The following is a 21,671-nucleotide window of genomic DNA, read 5'->3' on the forward strand; positions in this document are numbered from 1 at the left end:
TTGCCCCATATGTATCTCAAGTGCGCACAAACGCTTTGATGGTCGCGTACGGCTTTTGCAGCGCAGAAGACGTAGGCCGCACGGTATACGCCCCTACAGCAGCCGGGATGATAAACGTCTCGGCATAATGGACGACAAACGGCGCGAAAGCGCCTGTTGGGCTTTCCACAACCACTTCGTCCCCTGCCACTAAATTTAACACATTCACGACGTCTTCTGTATGGTGCAACACCGGCTGTGTAAACCAATGGCGCCGCGTTTCGATAAATTGTAACGCATGCAGGCCAGTCCGCTCTTCTCTCCAGCCCTCACCCTCGGCAACGACTTCGACGCGGCTGACCAAATTGTCTTTCACCCAGTCTGTCGTCCGATCCCACGCGATGTTCTGACGTCCATGCGCCAAATGAATGGGCCGTGGCTTGCCGTCAAGCCCAAGTCGATCCCAATCCCACAATTTGAAGGTAAAGATATAGGGTGTCGCGCTGATCTCCAGCACCATGCTGTTCGCGCCAGAACAATGCACCGTCCCTGCGGGAATCAAGAAGTGATCATGCGCTTTCGCCGCAAAGACGTTCACATACGCCTCGGCTGGAAACGACTGTTCTCCTTGTTGCGCCAGTTCCAAATCCTCAAGCATCGCTTCTGGCTCGACGCCCGCTTTCAAACCCAAGTAAACAACCGCGTCTTCCCCAGCGTCCAACATGTAGTAACTCTCATCCTGCGTATAGTGCATGCCAAATGTCTCTTTGATGTAGTCTGTCGACGGATGAACTTGCAAGCTCAAATTTTGGCCGCCCATGGTGTCCAAGAAGTCAAAACGGATGGGAAACTCGGCGCCAAAACGCGCGTACACCTTTTCACCAAGCAACGATTTCGGTTCAAAAAAGACCAGATTGATGGATGGCAGTTCTACCCGAATGTCCCCATATTGGAAATACAAGCTGTTTTCCTCAGGCACCCCGTCAAATCCCCAAGCATACGGCGCATCTTTCGGTGTTAAGCCGATGTTTTCCTTCAGCCAATGCCCACCCCAGACACCCGGATCAAAATAGGGCACAAGCCGAAAGGGGCGCGCCACCGTCTGGCGCAATCCGTCAAACAGCGCAGCGCACGTCAGCATTTTGGGATCGTTCCGGACGTTCGTATCCAAGTAATAATCAGCCTCGCCAAGCAAAGACCGCTTTAGTCGATCCGCCATGCGCCATTCGACAAAATAGCCCCGCTTGTACTTACGCAGCATATCCTCTTTCTGGTTCGCCGCACGCCAGTTGCCAAACTCCCCACTGCGATACCGCTGTTGGATTTCCCACCGCGCCAGATCTGCGTAGACGAGTACATCCCCCTTGGTCACGAGGGAAGCGCCGAACCCAATCACGATGACCAGACCGCTTTGCACCTCATCCACACGCTGCCGCAGTTGGTCCAATTTCTCCACGTCATAGACATCATGGATGTTCAAAGGCGACATGTAGCCAAAAACGCGATCCTCCGTGAGATAAGGCGACATCTTGTCCGTGATTTCCGCTGGATCCAGCGCCGCCTTTTCCGCATCGACGACCAACGCCAGCGGCAACGCAGAGAGACCTGCCAGCACTTCATCGCGCCGCACGGCCGGGTAACACTCGATGGTCAACACCGTTTTCGTACGATGCGCGATTCTTTTCGCCAATTCCTCTCTAATCGCTCTATATCCCTGCCAAACTTCAACGTCCCTGCCCTGAATGGAGACAACCGGTGCTTGATCATAACGCGCCACACAAACCCATCCTTTCCTTCGATATCGCATCACACATCCCAGTTCACCTAGTCTTGCTCGTTCGCCAACTGGTCACCATCCGATAAACGCCCAAAAGCGTACTTGCATTCACGTCTGTTGCCACTTCACAAACCACATCATCACGCCCGATCCCCTGTTGCAGGCCAGTTGCAAACAAGGGATAGCTACGCGCGATTTGGCCGCCAAAAATCAGGACATCCGGTTGAAACGATTCCACAAACGGCCGCAAAACGGTTCCAAGCCACATCCCAAATTCCGCCATCACAAATAAGGCAACCGCATCGCCCTGCGTCGCCAATTGCGCAATCTCCTTCACATCGTTGACGCTTGTGTCGATCCCGGCCGATGAAGCCAGCCGCAAAATTCCACGTCGCGACACATAATCATCCACGATGCTTTCCTTGAATGGCATGTCATAGACCCATCCTTGCTCGGGAATGCCCCGTTCACCGCGGATTAACATCCCCTGCTCCACAAACGCCGAACCAAGCCCTGTCCCGAGCGTCAGACAAATGGCGCGCTGATATCCTCGCCCCTTCCCCTGAAAGGTCTCGCCTAGGGCAAACAGCCGCGCGTCATTTTCAAACATCAGCGGATAATTCGAATGTAGTCTTGAACGGATGCTATCACGCTGTGAAATCTCCGTTTGGATGGCTTGCCGCACATCTACTTGATATAAGGACTCAAATTTGTTCAAGCCGCGAATTAAACTGATGCCACGTTGATAATCAAAGGGGCCGGGAAAAGCGTACCCAATGCCCAAACATGAATGTTCTGTTTGTGTAATACTGTCCATCTGCTGTTCTATCAAATCGACCATATGTGTGATAATTTCATCCTTGGTCCCATGTGCCAGTGCATCGTAGACAGCCAGTGTCTCCTGCATCACCTCTCCAGTTTCGGAGATGACCCCTGCCTGTATGGAAGTGCCCCCGACATCAAACGCCAACACATAGTTTGTAGCCATTTGTGTACACCTACCCAAGGGGATTTTTGAAAAATCCCCAGTTTTCTTTCTGCAATTGCGTGTTTGAAGCATACTCGGCCGTGCGCTCAATGAATCAACCGATAAGCCAGCATCGCCGCGCCCATCGCCGCTGAACGCCCCTTCAATTTGGCGCGTTCAATCCGAATCTGGTGCGTAAATTCAGGAAGCATGCGCTGACGAGCCGTCAACTGAGCATGCTGAAAATAGAGTTCACTCTCGATGGGCAAGCGACCGCCCAAAATCACCATTGTTGGATTCAAAGCGTTGCATAAACTCGCAATGGCCACCCCAAGTCCATCCCCCGCTTTGGCTACCAATGCAGACAAGTTGGCGTTGTCCGGTGCCTCAGCCAAAATGCTGGACAGATTCATCTCCACACCAGTCGCCTGGAGAACGCTTCGCTCAATGGCAATGCCTGACGCGACTGCCTCCACACAGCCCCGTCCACCGCAATTGCACCGTGGTCCCTCCATGTCGATAATCGTGTGGCCAATATCACCGGCATCGTTGAGAAAACCGCGATATACATGCCCGTTGAAAATCAATCCACCGCCAATGCCAACGTCGGACATCACATAAATCATGTGCTCCGTACGCTGCCCTGCACCATATCGATTCTCACCATAAGCAGCCGCATTCGCATCCTTTTCCAACATGCAAGGAACCTGGAGTTCTTCCTGCACCATCTGACGAAACGGCACATTTCGCCATCCAGGCATATTCGGTGGAGAAAGAATAATGCCCGCTTCGCCATCTACGGGACCGGGGGTAGAGATGCCAGCGCCGCCGACTTGCGAGATATCCAGTTGCCGAGCGGCCAACATCTCCCTCACTTGCTGACAGACCAATGCCACCGCCGCATGTGGACCCTCGCTCGTCGCAAAGGGCACAGAAGAAGAGACAATCAATCGACCCTCAATGTCCATCAGTACACATACCATCTGATCGACCTGAACATCGACGCCGAAGAAGACTTTGGAAAGCGGGTTGAGTCGATATAACAACGGTTTGCGGCCCCCGCCTGATTTGGCATAGCCCGCTTCCCGCACATAACCGGCTGTCATGAGTTCATTGAGCAAATTGGAAACCGTGGCAAATGTAAGCCCCGTCCGCTCGGCGATCTCCGGTTTTGTCAAAGGTGAACCGTTCAAAAGTGCATCAATAATCGTCGTTTTGTTCATTTGCTTCAAGCTGCTCGCATTGACGCCAGAAGAACTGTTCAAGTTTCCAATCTCCCAATACTTATTATAACTATTTTTATAACTCATTTAATTAAACAAGTAAAGCACTTATGGGATTGACTTTTACGCAACGTAAAGGTTTACAGTTTCGTTGTCAGGAGGTGATACCGATGGAATACACGGTCCAAAAGCTTGCCAAATTGGCAGGCATCAGCACCAGAACACTGCGATATTACGATGAAATTGGGCTGCTGCATCCAGCAAGGACGAATACAGCGGGATACCGACTCTATGGACAAGCGGAAGTGGACATTTTGCAACAGATCCTCTTTTACAGGGAATTGGGCGTCCGTCTCGGCACCATTCAAGCGCTCTTGACCGATCCCGCCTTCGACAGGGCGAAAGCGCTGAAAGCGCACCGCGCGCAACTGTTAGCCAAGAGAAAGCAGTTGGATCAATTGATTACAAATGTCGACAAGACCATTGCGATGACCGAAGGGAGAATTACCATGAGCGACAAGGAGAAATTCGAAGGCTTTAAACAAAAGATGATCGAGGACAACGAGCAAACATACGGAAAGGAAATCCGCGAGAAATATGAGGACGACAGCTTCAACCAGTCGAACGAAAAAGTGTTGAACATGACACCCGAGGCGTATGAAGCAGTCACACAACTGGAATCTGAACTGAAGGCCACTTTGGCAGAGGCCATGCAAACGGGTGATGCTGCCAGTGCCCTTGCCCAAAGGGCAGCGGAACTGCACAGACAGTGGTTGAGCTATTTTTGGTCGGCCTACAACAAAGAGGCCCACGCAAACCTCGCCCAAATGTACGTGGATGATGCGCGATTCAAGGCGTACTACGATGAACAGCAACCAGGTACTGCAGCATTCCTGCGAGATGCCATCCACATCTACACAGGCGTCAAGTAAACGATTCAGCAAATGTATCATGTCGACTGGGCGATCACGCCATTGAACAAGCGGTTTTTCATCAACCCAAACCTGTTGGCGGACCGTCATTCCGCGTCCCCCAACAGGTTTGCTCACGCTACTGCTTATGCTACTTCTCTTCAAATAACTTCTCACCCCGCTGCAGGCGCCAAGCAATCCGGACGACGTGCGGTAATTCCCTCGCTGTCGGCGCATGAGCGGCCAGATACCGTGTCAAAGCAAACAACATCGTCTCTTTCGCGCATTCAGACATCGGAGAATCCACGCTTGCCCAACGTTCATACTCATTGAGCGCCGCCTCGTACATCTGGAAGGAATGGAATTCCGCATCCTCCCGCAACAACGTATGGCCTAGCGTGTTCAACAATGCATCAACGTCCCCATTGTTGTTCAAGTAGTTTGCAACCCAGTTGGCCGCTTCTGAAACCTGCTGGCGCTGATCCATCAGTTCCAACAGTTCCTCCGGCTGCGTCGAGTACGCTTGCGGCGCCTGTTTTCCCGTCCCTGGACGCCGAGCGGGAGGAATATTGAGAAAGCGATCCAGATAAATCCGCATCGCAGTATAATAGATGGCACGTATCGCCAGCGCGTCCGTCCCCCGCAACAAACGCTCGTGAACGGCGTGCGCGTGGGTAAACGTATGCAAAACCGCGATCCAATCGCCAAAGTCGTTCTGGATGTGAAAGCGCGTGATCCGCTCGGCTGCAGCAAGAGCGACCAATTGCGCGACACGTGCTGGCAGAACGCCGCGCTTCAACGTCTGGCTAATGACCTGGACAGTTGCCAGCGGATCGTCACTGAGGATCTGGTTGACAAACTGTGCCTCATCCAGCTCGGGCGCTTTTACAAGCTGCATATCATTCACGATTTCCGGCAGTTCACGAAACGCTTCCTGAAGCGGTTTCACCAAATTCACAGGCGCATTCCAATTTTGCGATTCCTCACTGCGGCTCGGATTGGCGAGCAGCGGCACCAGAGAAGTCAACGTCGTCTTGCGTTGCGCTTCACCGACATGTTCCAACATTTCGAACGCTTTATTGTGAAAATCGAAAGTGTGTCCGCCATTCAGATAAAAGTGATCCGTCGCCGCAACGAGCATCATGTCGGCCAACTGGTTTTCATCCGCGCCTTTTTCGATAGCAGTCAACAACACCCGCTCGGCGCCTTGTGTGTCGCGCACTTCAACGCACTCTCGGTACCATGCAGCCAAACGTTCGAGCGAAAAGTTGGTTGTCGGCAGCGATTGCAGCATATGTCGCGTCGACTGACCGGCACAATCTCTGGCCACATGCGCCAAGCCCTGGGACAAGGCCAAGATGCGCCCGTAAGCATCCAGTTTCGGCAGCACGTTGACCATCGCGGTGAGGATGGTCAGCCCCGGCCCCCAACCTGCCGCACGTTCGGCAGTGCCGAATGCCACGCCCACTTTCGCAATTTCCACCTCAGACACGCCAGCTTCTATCAATGCGATGACCGATTTGGCGATCACCAGGGAAATATTTTGCTCCAATCCTTCCCTCAGGCGTTGGAAGTGTTTCGAGATGTCTTTCTTGGTTTTAGGCAGCGGATCGACCCAAACTTCACCGTTTTCCACCTTGACCTGATGGGCAGGCACGTCGTCGGCAAACGGATCCAAGGTGCCGCCGCTACATACATCGAATCGCGCGTGATGCCAGTGACAAGTGAGAATACCGTTGCACAAGCTGCCATGTGCAGAGGAAAGCCCATATGCGGACAGCGATTTTCAACTGCATAGAAATTGTCCTCGTGGGCAAAAACTGCGATACTCCCGGGAATCACTTTTACGCCTTTCTGGCGGATTTCCGCTTCCTCGCCAGCAAGGACCCAATTCGTCGGCATAGAATCCCCTCCTTCATATAATTGTTTGACTTATATTTGTCGTGAAGACTGAGGACTATTGATACACTATGCGTAACATCCTGTAATGCTGAGGTTATGCGGAATAAGAACGTGGATACGCGCCGCCGTTATAGTTTTTAAACGTATTTTAAGTTGCTGCCGATCATCACGTCATTATTTATCCTAATACTGTTTCACTTATAGCCCTCCGTCGCTCTTTCCGTTTTGTTAATAACTTATTCGCTCTCTCTTCCATGATTACAAGTTGGTTTTTAACAGTCGTCCATTCTCGATCCACAACGGAGAAAACAAACTTGTCCCAATACCGACCTTGGTAATAGGCATCTTCCCGTAAAATTGCATCCAAGTTTAAGTATTGTTTGAAATTGTTTAGACTTGATTTATTAAATTCCCATACCGCAAATTGAACTTTATGAAGACTAAGCGTATCGAAGAGCAAAGAAAGGAATGGGCGCATAACCAAGTGTGAAATGCCCCACCCACGTGCCTTGGGAACTAAGTACAATGAAACATTGGCATTTTTATCATCTGGATTCACATTGGCTTTGACAAATCCAATTGGCGATTCAGTAACAATTATCTGAAGTACGTTCCAACTGTACATGTCATCCTTAAATCTTTCTGGAGAAATTCGGTATGTATATCCAAGCATTCGCATGCCTTCAACATCACTGTTACAAGATATCAGGAATGGAAGATGTGCCTCAGTAGCTGTGATTAGATCTACTGGACCAATTTTTACATTGTATTTGAATATAGATTCTATTACAGAGTCGGTACAAGCGGGTATCCACGTATACTCTGTTGGTGTATTTGGCTTCAGACTTTGCGAAGTCACCTTTCGCCACATGCGTGTCAATTCATCCATCTATTCTACATTCCCCATATAATCGATTAACATTATCTAAAATACTGAACAAATCGCATTGTTCGCGCACATTATAAGGTACGAAATCTAGCTCAGGAATGAGCTAGATTTTGCACAACCACAATAAAATTAAATTGATTAAGGAATAATTTTGGTACCAGGTGATGATGGTGACGGTGGTGACGAATGCGATGGCGGTGACGAATGTGACGGTGGAGAAGAGTGGCTCGGTGGGGATGCCGGTGACGACATGGCCGTCTCGAATACCAAAGCTTGATGTTCTAATACGACTGGCGAACTGTACAACTTTTTCATAGCACATACACCTCCTTTCCCACAGTATATATCCAATACTTTTGAAATTGTAAAAAAACTTTGATGTTTCACGAATTTATACCGGAAGATATCTTGACCGTTACAACCATTGGTGACCACTCCCCATGCCTAAAGGCAGGGGCTTCTCAGAACACGCATGGCGCAACCCGCCTACATAACGCCAGGTGAGAATAAAATCATCAAAGCCGGAAACTATGAAGTTTCACTGCTGGATGAGTTGACGGAACGCGAGCTTGAAGTCTTGCAGGAAATGGCCAAAGGATTGCGCAACAATGAGATTGCTCGCAATCTGTTTGTCACAGAAGGCACAGCGAAAACACATGTGCATCGAATCCTGCAGAAGTTAGGCGTGGATGCTCGGACACAGACTGTAATTTTAGCTTTGAGGCATGGTATCATAGCCTGACAACAATCCCCCGCATCATGCACGTTCCACCTCGTCGTCTATCCATGGATAGATTCTTCCGAAAACACTATAGTCACCAAATGTCTATCGCAGTATAGACGTTAACGTGCGCATCTCTGGCGTATCCTGAGACCACAAGGGCGAAGCGGAAGAGCAAATCCACAGAACCCCTCGGGGCTCTACCACCACTTCCGCATGCATCGTGCCATAAAGGGTCTGGCTAAATGAGTTCCCTTCCTTATCTTTTCTCAATTTCTGGATTACTGTTTGAACGAGCGCTGATGCTCGCTTTTCGCCACCCAGAAGCCGTCCGCCAAGCGCGCCAAGATCATCAGATAGATCGTGCAGAGCGGCGGCGTGATCGTGACTAGGATGATGGGTACGCGCAAACCGAACTAGAGCTCTCAAAATTGAAAGAAAGGTATGTGAGATAACTATGGTTCAATCCCTCCCTTCCATAATCACAAAAATCTGGTTGGTATATGAGATTTGGCTTCTGATTAGAGACAGAATCCATGGCAAAGGAAAAACTGAGATGGACCGGGGAACCAGGTACTATAACTTCATTGCAATCATCGGCGGAATAACTGTTGCCTCAATTGTAAGCGGGAACGCCAACTTTTATTTTCCTGCCAGTTGGACTGGCACAAGCTTCTGGAGCGGAGTGTGTGTCATTGTGTTGGGATTTGGGTTGCGGATATGGTCAGTTACAACGCTTGGGGCGTCATTCCGTACGACAGTTGAGACACATTCAGATCAACTCGTAGTAAAACGTGGCCCTTACAGACTTGTACGACATCCCTCATATAGTGGATTGATATTAATGTGTTTTGGCTTTGGCTTATCTACTCATAACTGGCTGTCGTTAGCGTTCGCGGTTGTCCCAGGACTTGTTGCTCTTTTATATAGAATTCACATCGAGGAAGCAGTACTGGTTTCAACCCTAGGCTCTGACTATGAAGCGTACCAAAGCAAGACAAAAAGGCTAATCCCTTGGATATGGTGATCCGTTCTTGGATTGTGCGCTTGGCATGGCAGACACCATATCATTGATATAACATCTGTGCGGGAGCGTGTGGTTTGGTAAAATGGCTCCGGTGTGTTGCTGCAAGTCAAAAAAACTTATTCATCTTTAAACAATTCTCTCATCATAGCCTCAGGAGAATTTAAAAACTGGCGTGAAATGATGTAATGAGCCGTATCTTGATATTGTATTGGCTCAATGGAGTTCCCATCAAAACTCATCAAACGAGCACCTGGATACCCCATGAGAATAGGGGAATGTGTAGCGATGATGAACTGAGAACGCCCAGATTGTTGATGATCATGCAATACACGCAAAAGAGCAAGTTGCCGGGAAGGCGACAAGGCTGCTTCTGGTTCGTCCAGTATATACAAAGCCGGTCTTCGGTTTGTTAACCTACCTGTAAAAAGGTTGAGAAACGATTCGCCATGTGATTGTTCATGCAAAGACCTGCCACCATAGGACTGATAAGGATTAGGTGCAAAAGGCTCCTTTGCAGCAGTATCAATGTGACTTGCGAAATTAAAAAAGCTTTCTGCTCGGAAAAAGAAACCTGCTGTAACCTTTGGCATCCAACTAAGTTTGAGGTAGTTAAATAGGTTTGATTCCGTCTGTGCTGTAGTGAAGTAGTTACCTTTAGAACCGCCTTCCGGATTAAACCCTGCTTGAATCGCGATTGCCTCAAGTAATGTTGATTTTCCGCTTCCGTTTTCGCCAACAAAGAAAGTCAAAAAACAGCTTAAATCCAGTTTTTTCATTGTACGAAAGACAGGTAAGTTAAAAGGGTGTTTCCTCTCATCGGGTAAATCATCAAGTCGAACTTCACGTAAAAACATGAGCTAGAGCCCCCAAGACGATTATCGAAAAGTATTTGTCGTAACCGAGTTTGCGCGCAAACACAAGAGATGATTGATGGCCAACACGAAAGGAATCTCTGACTTTTTGGGTTCCACCCGCCCGCAATTTGGGGATAAATTTGTTACAGTTAATAAACACAGAAAATTGAGCAAACATTTTGAACGAGAAATCACTTAAATTATAGAGCAAGGCAGATGATTGCGGAACGATTGAAAGCGGGAGTGATATGAATGTTTAGTATATCACGCGGTGTTTGGCCGACGATGGTTACTCCGTTTACACCAACGTACGAGGTGGATTATGCAGCCTTAGAAAGATTGGTGGAGTGGTACATTGCCAAAGGCGTCGACGGTTTGTTTGCAGTGTGTCAATCTAGTGAGATGTTCCATCTGAGTCTAGATGAACGTGTACGTATCGCGCGCATTGTGAAACAATGTGCCGGTAGTCGAATCCCTGTTATTGCATCCGGGCATGTCTCAGATTCGGCTGAAGAGCAACAAAAAGAGTTACAATTGATGGCGCAAACAGGAATTGATGGGCTGGTTTTAGTGACGAATCGCATAGCGGGACCTGATACTCCGGAAGATGTGTGGCGCGAAAATCTCGTCTCTTTACTGGAGGGCATGAACCTTGATGTGCCACTCGGTTGGTACGAATGTCCGCACCCATACAAGCATTTGATGAGTCCAGAACGATTGAAATGGTGCGCAGAGTATAAAGACTTTGTGTTTCTAAAGGACACCAGTTGCAATATTGACAGTATTAAAGCAAAAATCAGTGCCGTCCATGCAACCAATCTCAAGCTATTCAATGCCAATTCCGCTACGCTGTTGGATTCTCTCAAGCTCGGCGCTGCGGGGTTTAGTGGTGTAATGGCAAACATTCATCCAGAATTGTATGTCTGGTTAATCTCCAACTGGCGAGACCAGCCAAAGCGAGCAGAGAAACTCATGGATTTCCTGAGTATGGCTTCCTTACTAGAGACGCAGTTATATCCTGCCTGCGCCAAGTATTACCTCGTGCTGGAGGGCGTGTTGGACAATATCGCGTGCCGCTCCCTCTTAGACTGCCAATTCACGGATGTCCAGCGTTTGCAGGTGGAACAGTTGCGCAGGTTAACGCATTGCGTTTCGGATGATGTAGGCATCTCTCGTTCTGGCTCATTTTAAGAATTCATCGATCGCCTCCTTTTGCAGTATGCCGCATATGTTGTGAACTTCTACAAGTGATTGAGGGGGGAAACGTAATGACAGACAGCACGTCCAATTCAGCAGACGATGGAATCTTACTTGAACTTTCTAACGCAATCCTATATATGCCCGAGACAAACTCATTGCAAGAAGAGAAAGCGCTATCAGTGCTGACCGAGGAAGTCGAGAAACGGACTGCACTCACGCTGCAACGTGTTCAAACATGGCCAAATGACACATTGGTCATTATGGTGGGATCAATTCGACGTCTTAAACCCGACGTTGAAAAATTCACAGAGATTCAAGCGGATGTGAAAACACTGCAACCGGAAGGTTATCTCATTCGAAACATTCGACAAGATGGGCAAGATATTCTCGTCATTCTCGGGGCCGATGCACGAGGTATGCTTTACGGTGTCGGAAAATTCTTACGGAAAGCGCAGTTGAGGGATAGTTCAATCAAAATTGACTCAGCACTTTTTATAAAGAGTAGTCCCAGGTCGCTCGTCAGAGGACACCAATTAGGTTATCGTCCGAAGACGAATGCCTACGATGCATGGATTCCAGCGCAATTCGAACAGTACATCAGAGAACTGGCCATTTTTGGCGCAAACAGTATTGAACTCTTACCACCGCGAACGGACGATGATGAGACGGGGCCACATTTTAAAGTACCTCCATTGGATATGATGATTCAGCTGTCCGAAATGATTCACTCCTATGGACTTGATACCTGGGTGTGGTATCCGAATCTAGCTGCTGATTATCGTGATCCCCAAACACAAAGTGATGAACTTGCTGAACGAGACGAGATTTTCAGGCGCGTCCCTCATATTCATGCCCTATTCATGCCAGGCGGCGATCCCGGGGATTTAGATGCAGATCTCTTGTTTGAATGGGCTGGGCAAGTTGCCGAAGTTCTGCATAAATATCACCCGAACGCCAAGATTTGGCTATCCCCTCAGGTGATGCGGAATGATGTGATTGATGATTGGCTTAAGACCTTTTTTGAAAAGGTCAATCAAGAACCGGCTTGGCTCGGAGGTATTGTATTTGGGCCGTGGGAAAAGACTCCGTTGCCCGACCTGCGCAGCAAAATCAACCCGAAATATCCTATCCGGCGTTATGAAGATATTTGCCACAACTTTCGCTGTCAATATCCAATCCATGATTGGGATTTAGCGTTCGCCTTGACCTACGGCCGAGAAAGCATAAATCCACGACCTGTGGCATTTAAGCACATTCATAACTTACTCACCGATTACTCGATTGGAACGATAACTTACTCTGAAGGCATATATGATGATGTCAATAAGTTTGTTTGGTCTGATCAGGATTGGAACCCAGATACACCTGTCATTGAAACAATAAGGGACTATGCGCGCTTTTTCATTGACTGTGATCTCACCGAAGAGATAGCCCAGGGAATGATGTCACTTGAACGAAATTGGAAGGGCAGTCTCCTACTGAATGAAGTTGTTGATGTAACGCTCAACCAATGGCGTGAACTGGAAGCTGCGGTTCAACCCCATACGCTAAGGAACTATCGGTTTCAAATGGGCCTGTTGAGAGCATATTATGATGCATACCAACGAAGGCGCTTGTTCTACGAGACAGAATTAGAGCGAGCGGCCTTGGACGCGCTACAGGAGGCTTCCGTGATTGGAAGTTTAGCATCATTGACCAAAATGGAAGCCATTTTAAATCAATCCGTGTTGAAGCCAGTTGCACGCGCACTGCGCGAACGCTGCGACGAGTTAGCGGATGAACTCTTCGTGCGCATTGGCGCACAGACAACCGTGGAGAGACATCAGGCAATATCGTGGGACAGAGGGGCATTTGTCACGACGATTGATACACCTTTGAACAATGCAAAGTTTCTATACGGGCGTGCCGCTTCGATTCGAAACATAGGCAGTGAGCAGAAGCGACTAACGGCGATTTCTGAAGTGATTCATCGCACAGCCCCCGGACCCGGTGGATTCTATGACAATTTTGGATTGCCCAACAGTTTGGAGAGGGTCGACTTCGAGGTGAAGTGGGAACATGATCCCGGACATTTAGCGTCTCCACGATTGATGTATTTGGATTTTCTGACGAGGTCTGATTGGGAATCGAGTACCCCCCATGACGGAATACCACTATCTTGGATTCAGAGCATTTCAGCAGTGTATGATGTTCCGTTGAAAATCCTCTATTGTGATTTGGATCCCGCAGGAAGATACGTGATTCGTGTGGTGTATACCGGCAAACGAAACGCGCCGTATAAAGTGAAAATGGTCGCGAATCAACGATTTGTACTTCATGAAAATGTCACAGTCTGCAATGTGACTGTCGTTGATTCCGAAATTCCCGCCGCGGCATTGGCCGACGGCAAGTTAGAACTAACATGTTTTAATCAAGGTGGTGATAGGGGCAGAGAAATCGCCGAGATCCTAATCCGAAAATTGTGAATGAGTTGTTGGACTTCGGACATGTGAAAAGTCTTCTATGCAATCAAAATCGAACACATCTGGTGTTTGAGGCTTTTGCCAAACACCAGATGAAGAAGTAGATGGATAAATTGCATGCGGCCTTCATCTCAAAAGAAAATGTTTAACTCTGTGAAGTAGAGATGAGGGCCGAAATGATTCAAGAAACTCAGTCCCTCCCACAAAAGGCCTGCCTACCATCCCCGCGCGGCCCGGCCCAATCAACTTGACCGAACCCGGTTACCGGCTCACGAGCCCCATCGAACATTGGGTCTACATATCTGGAGATCCAATCCTGGAGCACTGCCCGCATATGTACCTGAACCTCCCGTGTACGCTCATCGTCCATCAGATTCACCCGTTCATCCGGGTCACTAACGAGATCGTAAAGTTCATGTGGCCCATATGGATAGCGGTGAACATACTTCCATTCCCTTGTCCGCACCATCCGCACCGGACCGTATTCATCGAAGACCACCACACTGTCGCGCTGTAGCATCTCATCCCCTTGCAACAGAGATGCGAAACTTCTCCCCGGCAATGAATCGGCGTATGAATTTTCCATCTCTAGGTAATTCAACAGCGTTGGAAACACATCGTATTGGCTTAGCAGTTCACTGCATACCCTATCAGCATCGACGCGCCCAGGGTGCGAAAAAATCGCTGGCACTTTGACTGATGTATCGTACATATTCAAAGGAAATGTGCCGTTGCCCTTGCCCCAGATACCATGATGTCCCATGTTCATACCGTTGTCGCCCATAAAAATCAGCAGCGTATCCTGGCGAATGCCCAGTTGATCCAGCTTATCGAGAATCTCTCCGATGCCCCGATCCATCGCCGTCACCGCTGTATAATAGCCTCTGAGCAGTTCTTTTCTCCGCTCCCCCTCTCCCTGCGGTGCCGTCGGGCTCTGCCAAGGGTTTCTCGGTTCCTCCGGGACTGATGCAAACGCACAGTCTTCATAGAGACGATAGATGTCTTCTGGATGCTGCTCCCGTTCCCACGGCGAGTGCGGCGCCGTGTAGTGCACGCTCAGATAAAACGGTTGCTCGTTATTTCCGTTACGCTCCAAAAATTCCAGCGCATCCTCTGTAATGAGGTCGGTAATATAGCGGTCCTCAAACATCACCCGACCGTCGCGCACGACATCCGGGTGATGATAATCACAACCGCCGCGGGCAATCGTAAACCAATGGGAGAAACCTTTCTGTGGAACCACACTGTCTCCGAGATGCCACTTGCCGCTCAAACCACAAAAATACCCGTGCTGGCTGAGGATGTCCGTGTAAGCGACTTGACCATCTAGGTACTGGATCGGCCGATGTTCGCTGTTGAACTGCGGCATACCCTTGATGTCGAGATCGAGCTTCTCTGCGTCCAGATTTCCTCCCCGTAGCCAATCGAGCACCCCATGCTGAGAAGGGATACGTCCTGTAAAGATGGAGGCCCGGGCTGGAGAGCACACGGGAGAGGCACAGAAGAAATGGTCGAAGCGAATGCCTTCCTTCGCCAGTCTATCTAAGTTCGGTGTCCGAATTTCGGAATTTCCTGCGCACCCCATCGCCCACGCGCCTTGGTCATCCGAAAGAATGAATACAATATTAGGTTTACGCATCAATGTTCTGCCTCTTTTCGGTTTTCACCTAGGTTTTTATTCATTCCAAACAGTGCACGCCTGTGATATTCCTTAAACCACTCGTATCAAACGGCTGTCCCACTGCGAGCTTCCTGAAAGTACAAATGACGAATATTTCACCATGTTCAAGGTCGTACAACGTTGAGGTTGTAGTCTTGCCAATAATATTGAACATCTTTCTCGATCCAATCGGAGTATATTTCGCCCCATTGCAACCGTCCATAGTGCGGTTGTAGGGAGTCCTCACGGACAGGTTGGGATATCGGTTGATAGCGATAATCAGCCGACAGCCTCAATCGGTTTTCGGTAAGGTTGGGGAGTGCTTTATGAATTGTGTGACTGTGAAACATAAGTACGTCTCCGCACGCCATATCTCCCTTGACCCACTGATACGAGAACCCTTCTGTATCAACGCTCCTGCCACCAACGCCGATATGTTCATGATGCGGAAGTACGGGTTCCCGGTGCGATCCTGATAGAATCGTCAATCCACCTAACGACATTGGACAGTCACCTAACGGAATCCATGTAGTCCATGTCTCATCAGTGCCGCCAATTTGAACAAAATCCTGATGTGCAGGTGTACTATACTCGTGCGTATTCGGGAAAAAAATCCGGCAGATATTTCGGGGATGGACAAGTACATCTTCTTGAAAGATGGCCTCAAACACGGAAATAATACTTGGATGCAAGGATAGTCGATGAAATGATTCCAACTTTTGAACTTTATCATACACGTTAAAAAAATCCGGTTGTCCCTCTATAACGTGAAATCCCTCTCGCGATATGCCATCGTTTATACACGCATTCTGTTCCAGCCAGCCTTCCTGTTCACATGCCCTAAGCACATCTTCCCTTACTAAAGATACATCGTTCTGTGGGAGTAATTCCCTAAAATACAAGTATCCCTGTTCATGGGCTCTTTGGTGAATCTGCTCGTTATGGCCCAATAAATTAGACGAATCTAAAAATTTAGCAGCCTGTCCCGCCATCATCATCTCTCCCTACAATATTATTCACTGGTCAAGCAGCGACCAAGCGCTATGCCACTCTGAGGTGCGTAATAGGATTGAATGTTCTGAATCATATTTATGCGTATCGTTGCAGCACGAGCGTGTGATAATTTGCGTATGAACCAAATCAAAAAATCGCCTTGCATATTGAGTATAAGTTCGATCCCAGCGCGCGTCGTTAAACTTTTCACAGATATGATTTTACTTTTCATAACATACCAAATATTTCGGTGTAAATTGTGTATACCTTGATTTTGAATGCTCTCGGACCGCTTGTTCGGAGATTTAAACGGACAAGTCATTACCGTGGAAGTGAGTGGCAATTGATTGGCTATCTAAGAGAGCACATATTTCAGAGAATCATGGTTGACGTCTCGTGCAGAAAATGTGAATTCGGAAAGGAAATGGAAAGCAGTGGGGTAAAATTCGTATCGTTAAGTCACGTAGGTGTATCAACTAGCAGATAGTCAAAGGGTTTCGAACTGGTGTCAACCATTAATATAACAGCAAGCCAATCTGCTCAACGGAACCCTTGACAGCAGTTTGGAATATCAGTTGTGAATGTAGTTGAAGTTTGATCCACTCGTTGCGTTTGACCTGGTCCCAGGCTAGGTATGGTAGCCCCGCAATCAGGCTTACGGGGTCTTTGCACCCGTTTAACAACTACTCTTTCTCCACTTTATACGCCTGTGATAGCAAGGTACTAATCACCGAATCCACTCGATCTCGATGGGTTCCTGAAACAGCCCAGATCCGATCTTGGGATTTAAAGTAACCCGTTAACACTTCGTCTGTGATGACCCAAATGATTGAATGATTGTCCAAGCTGGAAACCTCCATAGTTGATTCACCGTGGCTTACAATACAGTGCCCCAGCTCGGGCATGATCGGCATGGGTAACCACCATACTTCCATTTCATCATTGTTATCATTTATCCATCTCCACTCATAGTTGTTTTGATAGACTGTGCCCAGCCCATTCAGACTCAAGTCGAACCTAGAATGTCTTCTTAATTGCTCACCGAACACATCTCCAAATACTAGTATTCTATCAATACATATCACTTTTACGGTCAAGTTATCGGCAGTCAACGTATTGCAAATTCGCATCTGAGGCATGCCAACGATATCATTCATAGCAAACTGATCTCTTTCCGAAGCTAGCCCCCACATCAAACGGTCTTCACTCGTGCATTTTCCGTCAATTTTAGGAAGGCGATATATACCACCGAAGTTCACCAGTTGTGTGCCGTATCGGATTGGTTCCCCCTGCCCTAACAACCATCTGTCGTATGCTGCCGCTCCGAGCCATCTCGCTCGTTCAGTCCCCAGTTCAACAGCCTTTGTGGCAAACTGATAAGCAGTCCACCAATCTTCTAATTTTTCTCCATGCTGAAATATCAGGGCAGCCATGCTGTAATCGACACCTTCAGAAAATCCACCTTCTTGGAGGATTTCCATAACACGCCCCCGGCGAGCTCTATCTCGTTCAATACGCAAGGGCGCTTGGGTTTTCAAATCTATTTGATCTTGCGCGCACAGGATTGCCAACTCTTGATTCAAGTCAAAAACGCTCCTTTTTTCAACCAAGACAATGCCAATAATGAAGATCGAATGAGATTATAATACATTCAGATAACCGTAGTTAGGAGAGTCGATGAATGCATGAATTGAGCACTGGGGAACGAGAATGTCGCTTATATTCGCATTCCTGCTTTCAGTGCGCCCCATCTTGAAGAAAAAGCGCTCACATACATCCACGAGTTTTCAAAAGCACACACCATTGTGATCGACATTCGACAAAATAGCGGCGATAGCACACCCTCTCAATTAGTATCTGCTTTGATGGATACTGGCGCTGATCCCGTACTCGAAAAAGCGATGGAACTCATTTGAGGCTGTGGCAGTATTTTGTTTGCTTAGGAACAAAAAAACGAAGTGCGGTGCATGCGGACTATGATTATGGTCCGCAGCCTTTTGATAGACTACTGAATTATTTTAGCGGTTAAAGTCCACATGTCACCACCGCCTTCCACAGTGACGCTCTACTGTCCATATGTGCAGCAAGGGTAAAACTAATTGATTGAATATCCGTCCAAAGCTCATAACAGAGCCTATTCAGTTCCCACTTCGGGTTTAGTTCTCCTTAGTCTGATGCCCCGTCTTTTAAGGGGTTCGATCACATTAAAATCATTAATTTCAGTATCCCTTGTTCAGCAAAAGGCTGGTAATCCGATTTTATGAGATGTAAACTGCCAGCGAAATGCCCCTCATAGAACCCAATAACGTGATTCTTTCACCATTTTGATTCTCATTCCAACATCTCACAACATAAGCTCTATGTCTTTTTATACCGTGTTCATTTGTCGTGCCAGCCAGCCCATGATCGTTGCCTCGGTTTCGGAGTCGAGCTGGGCGTCGTCTGCATTGTAACGCTGCATGACCGCACTAGCTTCTAATACCGCACGACCCTGGGATTCATACTTCAGCACGTGGTTGGCATTGTCGGGGAACACCAGGGTCACATTCAGCTTTCCCTGCGCGGCCTGCACCAGTGTTTGGCCGTCTGCCTGCCAATCCACTTGGATGTCTTTCTTTCCAATGACGACCAATACTGGTACATCGATTCGTGCCAGCAGCGAGGCGGCGTCCGCGGTCCACAACTCACGGGCGAGCGGGAGATTCACCGGAGCCTCCAGCGCAGCGATAAGGTTCCTCACTCCCTCGGGAAGGGCGGGATCCGGTGCGGCCGATTGGCCAGCAAGGAATCGTGCGATTGCTTCATCGTATAACGCCAACAGCGCCTCACCATTCGCAACAGCCGCAGCTTGCGCCGCCAATTGGGAGCGGACGACCGAACTCACAGCGCGGCCCGGTGGTGCCGCAAGAATCAGGCCGGCCAGCGACACTGCAGGACTTTTCAGTTGATAATTTAGGACATGCAGCGTGCCCTCGCTATTGCCCAGCCCAAAAATTGCATCGGAACGAATCTCGGATCTCCCTGCAAGGAGTTTCACAGCACCGGCGTACTCCTCGACATGAGACTGCATGCTCACCGTACCGACGAGCACCCGCATATTGTCCATCGCGTGCGGCCCTGAAACCCGTTTGTCATACCGCAACGAAGCAAATCCCGCCAGCGCCAGCGCTTCAGCTAGAAGCTTGGCACTGCCGTTTGTTCCCGGCAGCAGAGGTGAGTTCCAGTCACGGTCCGTCGGCCCACTGCCTGCTGCCATGATCACCGCGGGGAATGGACCAGTTCCGGTCGGCTTGACCAGCGTACCGTGCACAGTCGTGTCCCCCATCTCCCAGTTCACTTCGACACTTTCCCTACTTTTCCATGCTTCCAATTCCGAGACCTCCTCCGCATCGCGGCCGCATCCTCAACAATGACAAGAAGTCAAATGCGCAATACGATACAATAAATTTATTATGTTCATTGCTCACGCACGACAACGGCTGTGCCGTAAGCTACGATTTCAGACCTTGTCCAATCACCGTCCCAATTTCGTGTCCATAAATGCTTTCTGTTGTTACAATAATCATCCTAAAATCCTCCACTCACATTTTTTGCTCAAAGTGTTTATCTATCGAGTTCGCCATACCTTTTTGTAATTCCGGAGGAAGTGGTTTCACACTTTCAGCCACGAAACTGTCGACGCCAAACCTTGCGTACGAAAAGCAAATAGATAATTGTGGGCGCTGGAAAATTAATAAGTCCCCATAGGCCCCACAACCACGGCCATCGTGACCGGTGACGTGCATCGACAAATAACCAAATCCCCTGTGCCAGTAAAATTGTGACGATCAATACGACTGTTACCCATGGAATCCCGAGCGCTTTCACGAAGATCGCACCTCTCGTCGCGCAAGCAACCAGCCGACAGGAATGGTCGCAATAGACACGAAAGACGTAGCAATAAGTACATCTACAAAGTAATTTAAAATCGCACTAATGACCCAACCAACGCCAGCGCACACCGCAATCATAATGAACAGGGCTAGATCACGCTGCAAAATTCGAGATTGGCGACGATTGGTGTCCTCGACCAGACGGATCATCTGCTCTAGCTGTGGCGGAGATACTGGTGCTGTAGACTCCACCTGCTTCAGGGCGCAACGCAAATCAGATTCGAAAACATCCATGTCGATTGCTTCTCCATTTTGGCTCGTTGAAATTTCTTCTCGCACACCTGATTTCATCTCAATCTCATTGGTTAAAGTTCGTGTCTTCTTCACTTTGTGCCCACTCCTTTCTAAGCGCGCGAAGACCATAATGAACTCGCGATTTTGCTGTTCCCGTGGGGATGTTCAAAATGTCGCCAATCTCGTTGTAATCGTAACCGTAATAATGCTTGAGTATCACAGCTGCCCGCGTATCATTCGGTAAACGCGCCAGTGCATCGATGAGCAAAAACCACTCACCATCCATGCTTTCTATTTGCCAGCGGAGATGCCGCGTTTCCTCTTCAACATCTTGCCTAGCCAACGTCGACGCGTTGGTCTCTCTTCGCTTTTTACGCTGATGATCGAGAAACAAACGAGTAGCGATAGTCAGCAGCCAAGATGAAAATTTGCTACGGTGTTCATCATAGAGCCGGATTTTCTCGATTGCCCGAACAACCGTATCCTGTGTCAGATCCTCGGCGGATTGGCGATGAAGCGTCAACTGCAGAAGGTACTTGAATACAAACAGGTAATGCTCCTGCAGTAATTTCGCGAGGGCCTCATCGTCACCTCGCTTCGCAGCATGAACACGCTGTGTTTCATTCATGAAAGGTGGCCACCTATTCAAAAGTCGTCAGTCGTTTTTGTACGACATAGATAATACGAACGAGATCCTCAATGGGTTCACTGTAATATGATTTGCTGATAGAGTTAAAATTCGGGCAGGAGTCGAAAGAAATTTGGCAGGGGATAATTCTTCGTGATTTATTTTAATCGAGCAGGAAGTGGAACCTATCTATGGACGGTATACTATCCGAACATTAGTCTTTCTTTTCAGCAAGAAGATAAATCGACTCCCTAGTTCGTGCTTTACCTATGTATCCTTTATGGACGGAAAAATTCGCTTCCTGAAATTATG

The 21,671-nt window shown here is 48.5% G+C and carries 19 protein-coding genes and 1 pseudogene; 6 read left to right on the top strand and 14 right to left on the bottom strand.

What is annotated here, in order from left to right:
• Positions 1 to 16: 16 nt before the first annotated feature.
• From ACFSB2_RS17590 to ACFSB2_RS17600, 3 genes are all read right to left on the bottom strand, one after another.
• Positions 17 to 1,756, bottom strand: coding sequence for a class I mannose-6-phosphate isomerase (locus ACFSB2_RS17590; protein WP_377944415.1), 1,740 nt, complete (start codon positions 1,754 to 1,756; stop codon positions 17 to 19).
• A 43-nt stretch (positions 1,757 to 1,799) separates the two neighbouring features.
• Positions 1,800 to 2,744: an ROK family protein gene (locus ACFSB2_RS17595; protein ID WP_377944416.1), complete on the bottom strand. Its 945-nt coding sequence runs from the start codon at positions 2,742 to 2,744 to the stop codon at positions 1,800 to 1,802.
• A gap of 86 nt (positions 2,745 to 2,830) precedes the next feature.
• Positions 2,831 to 3,988 (bottom strand): ROK family transcriptional regulator, encoded by a 1,158-nt coding sequence (locus ACFSB2_RS17600; protein WP_377944417.1) that lies wholly within the window; start codon positions 3,986 to 3,988, stop codon positions 2,831 to 2,833.
• Between the two features lie 128 nt (positions 3,989 to 4,116).
• On the opposite strand from ACFSB2_RS17600, the gene ACFSB2_RS17605 reads away from it, so the two are divergent.
• Positions 4,117 to 4,878: a MerR family transcriptional regulator gene (locus tag ACFSB2_RS17605; protein ID WP_377944418.1), complete on the top strand. Its 762-nt coding sequence runs from the start codon at positions 4,117 to 4,119 to the stop codon at positions 4,876 to 4,878.
• 130 nt (positions 4,879 to 5,008) lie between these two features.
• On the opposite strand, the gene ACFSB2_RS17610 is transcribed toward ACFSB2_RS17605, so the two are convergent.
• The 4 genes from ACFSB2_RS17610 to ACFSB2_RS17625 all read right to left on the bottom strand — a co-directional run bounded on the left by ACFSB2_RS17610 (position 5,009) and on the right by ACFSB2_RS17625 (position 7,970).
• Positions 5,009 to 6,409, bottom strand: a complete 1,401-nt coding sequence (locus ACFSB2_RS17610; protein WP_377944419.1) for a Rieske (2Fe-2S) protein — start codon at positions 6,407 to 6,409, stop codon at positions 5,009 to 5,011.
• Between the two features lie 8 nt (positions 6,410 to 6,417).
• Positions 6,418 to 6,759 carry a Rieske (2Fe-2S) protein gene (locus ACFSB2_RS17615; RefSeq protein WP_377944420.1) on the bottom strand — a complete coding sequence of 114 codons (342 nt, stop codon included), beginning with the start codon at positions 6,757 to 6,759 and terminating at the stop codon, positions 6,418 to 6,420.
• A 178-nt stretch (positions 6,760 to 6,937) separates the two neighbouring features.
• A complete protein-coding gene (locus ACFSB2_RS17620) occupies positions 6,938 to 7,648 on the bottom strand; it encodes a GNAT family N-acetyltransferase (RefSeq protein WP_377944421.1) in 711 nt (236 codons plus the stop codon).
• A gap of 103 nt (positions 7,649 to 7,751) precedes the next feature.
• Complete coding sequence (locus ACFSB2_RS17625) at positions 7,752 to 7,970, bottom strand: hypothetical protein (protein WP_377944422.1); 219 nt, start codon at positions 7,968 to 7,970, stop codon at positions 7,752 to 7,754.
• Positions 7,971 to 8,189: 219 nt separating this feature from the next.
• Here ACFSB2_RS17625 and ACFSB2_RS17630 point away from each other — a divergent pair.
• Both ACFSB2_RS17630 and ACFSB2_RS17635 read left to right on the top strand, forming a co-directional pair.
• A pseudogene (locus ACFSB2_RS17630) lies at positions 8,190 to 8,390 on the top strand (response regulator transcription factor); the annotation flags it as partial.
• 535 nt (positions 8,391 to 8,925) lie between these two features.
• Complete coding sequence (locus ACFSB2_RS17635; RefSeq protein ID WP_377944423.1) at positions 8,926 to 9,396, top strand: methyltransferase family protein; 471 nt, start codon at positions 8,926 to 8,928, stop codon at positions 9,394 to 9,396.
• A 116-nt stretch (positions 9,397 to 9,512) separates the two neighbouring features.
• On the opposite strand, the gene ACFSB2_RS17640 is transcribed toward ACFSB2_RS17635, so the two are convergent.
• Positions 9,513 to 10,250 carry an AAA family ATPase gene (locus ACFSB2_RS17640; protein ID WP_377944424.1) on the bottom strand — a complete coding sequence of 246 codons (738 nt, stop codon included), beginning with the start codon at positions 10,248 to 10,250 and terminating at the stop codon, positions 9,513 to 9,515.
• A gap of 252 nt (positions 10,251 to 10,502) precedes the next feature.
• Here ACFSB2_RS17640 and ACFSB2_RS17645 point away from each other — a divergent pair, with 252 nt between their 5' ends.
• A complete protein-coding gene (locus tag ACFSB2_RS17645) occupies positions 10,503 to 11,441 on the top strand; it encodes a dihydrodipicolinate synthase family protein (protein ID WP_377944425.1) in 939 nt (312 codons plus the stop codon).
• Between the two features lie 77 nt (positions 11,442 to 11,518).
• Positions 11,519 to 13,915, top strand: a complete 2,397-nt coding sequence (locus ACFSB2_RS17650) for an alpha-glucuronidase family glycosyl hydrolase (protein WP_377944426.1) — start codon at positions 11,519 to 11,521, stop codon at positions 13,913 to 13,915.
• Between the two features lie 187 nt (positions 13,916 to 14,102).
• Here the strand turns inward: ACFSB2_RS17650 and ACFSB2_RS17655 are convergent, their stop codons facing one another.
• From ACFSB2_RS17655 to ACFSB2_RS17665, 3 genes are all read right to left on the bottom strand, one after another.
• The gene (locus ACFSB2_RS17655) at positions 14,103 to 15,551 is read right to left on the bottom strand and encodes a sulfatase-like hydrolase/transferase (RefSeq protein WP_377944427.1); all 1,449 of its coding nucleotides are present in this window, start codon (positions 15,549 to 15,551) and stop codon (positions 14,103 to 14,105) included.
• A 146-nt stretch (positions 15,552 to 15,697) separates the two neighbouring features.
• A complete protein-coding gene (locus tag ACFSB2_RS17660; RefSeq protein ID WP_377944428.1) occupies positions 15,698 to 16,564 on the bottom strand; it encodes a phytanoyl-CoA dioxygenase family protein in 867 nt (288 codons plus the stop codon).
• A gap of 684 nt (positions 16,565 to 17,248) precedes the next feature.
• Entirely contained in the window at positions 17,249 to 18,148 is a 900-nt protein-coding gene (locus ACFSB2_RS17665) for a hypothetical protein (RefSeq protein ID WP_377944429.1), read from the bottom strand.
• A 138-nt stretch (positions 18,149 to 18,286) separates the two neighbouring features.
• On the opposite strand from ACFSB2_RS17665, the gene ACFSB2_RS17670 reads away from it, so the two are divergent.
• Positions 18,287 to 18,481 (top strand): S41 family peptidase, encoded by a 195-nt coding sequence (locus tag ACFSB2_RS17670; protein WP_377944453.1) that lies wholly within the window; start codon positions 18,287 to 18,289, stop codon positions 18,479 to 18,481.
• A gap of 452 nt (positions 18,482 to 18,933) precedes the next feature.
• Here ACFSB2_RS17670 and ACFSB2_RS17675 read toward each other — a convergent pair whose 3' ends face one another.
• From ACFSB2_RS17675 to sigY, 3 genes are all read right to left on the bottom strand, one after another.
• Positions 18,934 to 19,935: an alpha/beta hydrolase gene (locus ACFSB2_RS17675; protein ID WP_377944430.1), complete on the bottom strand. Its 1,002-nt coding sequence runs from the start codon at positions 19,933 to 19,935 to the stop codon at positions 18,934 to 18,936.
• Between the two features lie 493 nt (positions 19,936 to 20,428).
• The gene (locus ACFSB2_RS17680) at positions 20,429 to 20,824 is read right to left on the bottom strand and encodes a DUF5345 family protein (protein ID WP_377944431.1); all 396 of its coding nucleotides are present in this window, start codon (positions 20,822 to 20,824) and stop codon (positions 20,429 to 20,431) included.
• Positions 20,796 to 21,359: an RNA polymerase sigma factor SigY gene (gene sigY / locus ACFSB2_RS17685; RefSeq protein ID WP_377944432.1), complete on the bottom strand. Its 564-nt coding sequence runs from the start codon at positions 21,357 to 21,359 to the stop codon at positions 20,796 to 20,798. The genes ACFSB2_RS17680 and sigY overlap by 29 nt, the downstream gene beginning before the upstream one ends.
• Between the last annotated feature and the right edge of the window lie 312 nt (positions 21,360 to 21,671).

It is taken from the genome of Alicyclobacillus fodiniaquatilis (assembly GCF_042678105.1).
Lineage (GTDB): Bacteria > Bacillota > Bacilli > Alicyclobacillales > Alicyclobacillaceae > Alicyclobacillus > Alicyclobacillus fodiniaquatilis.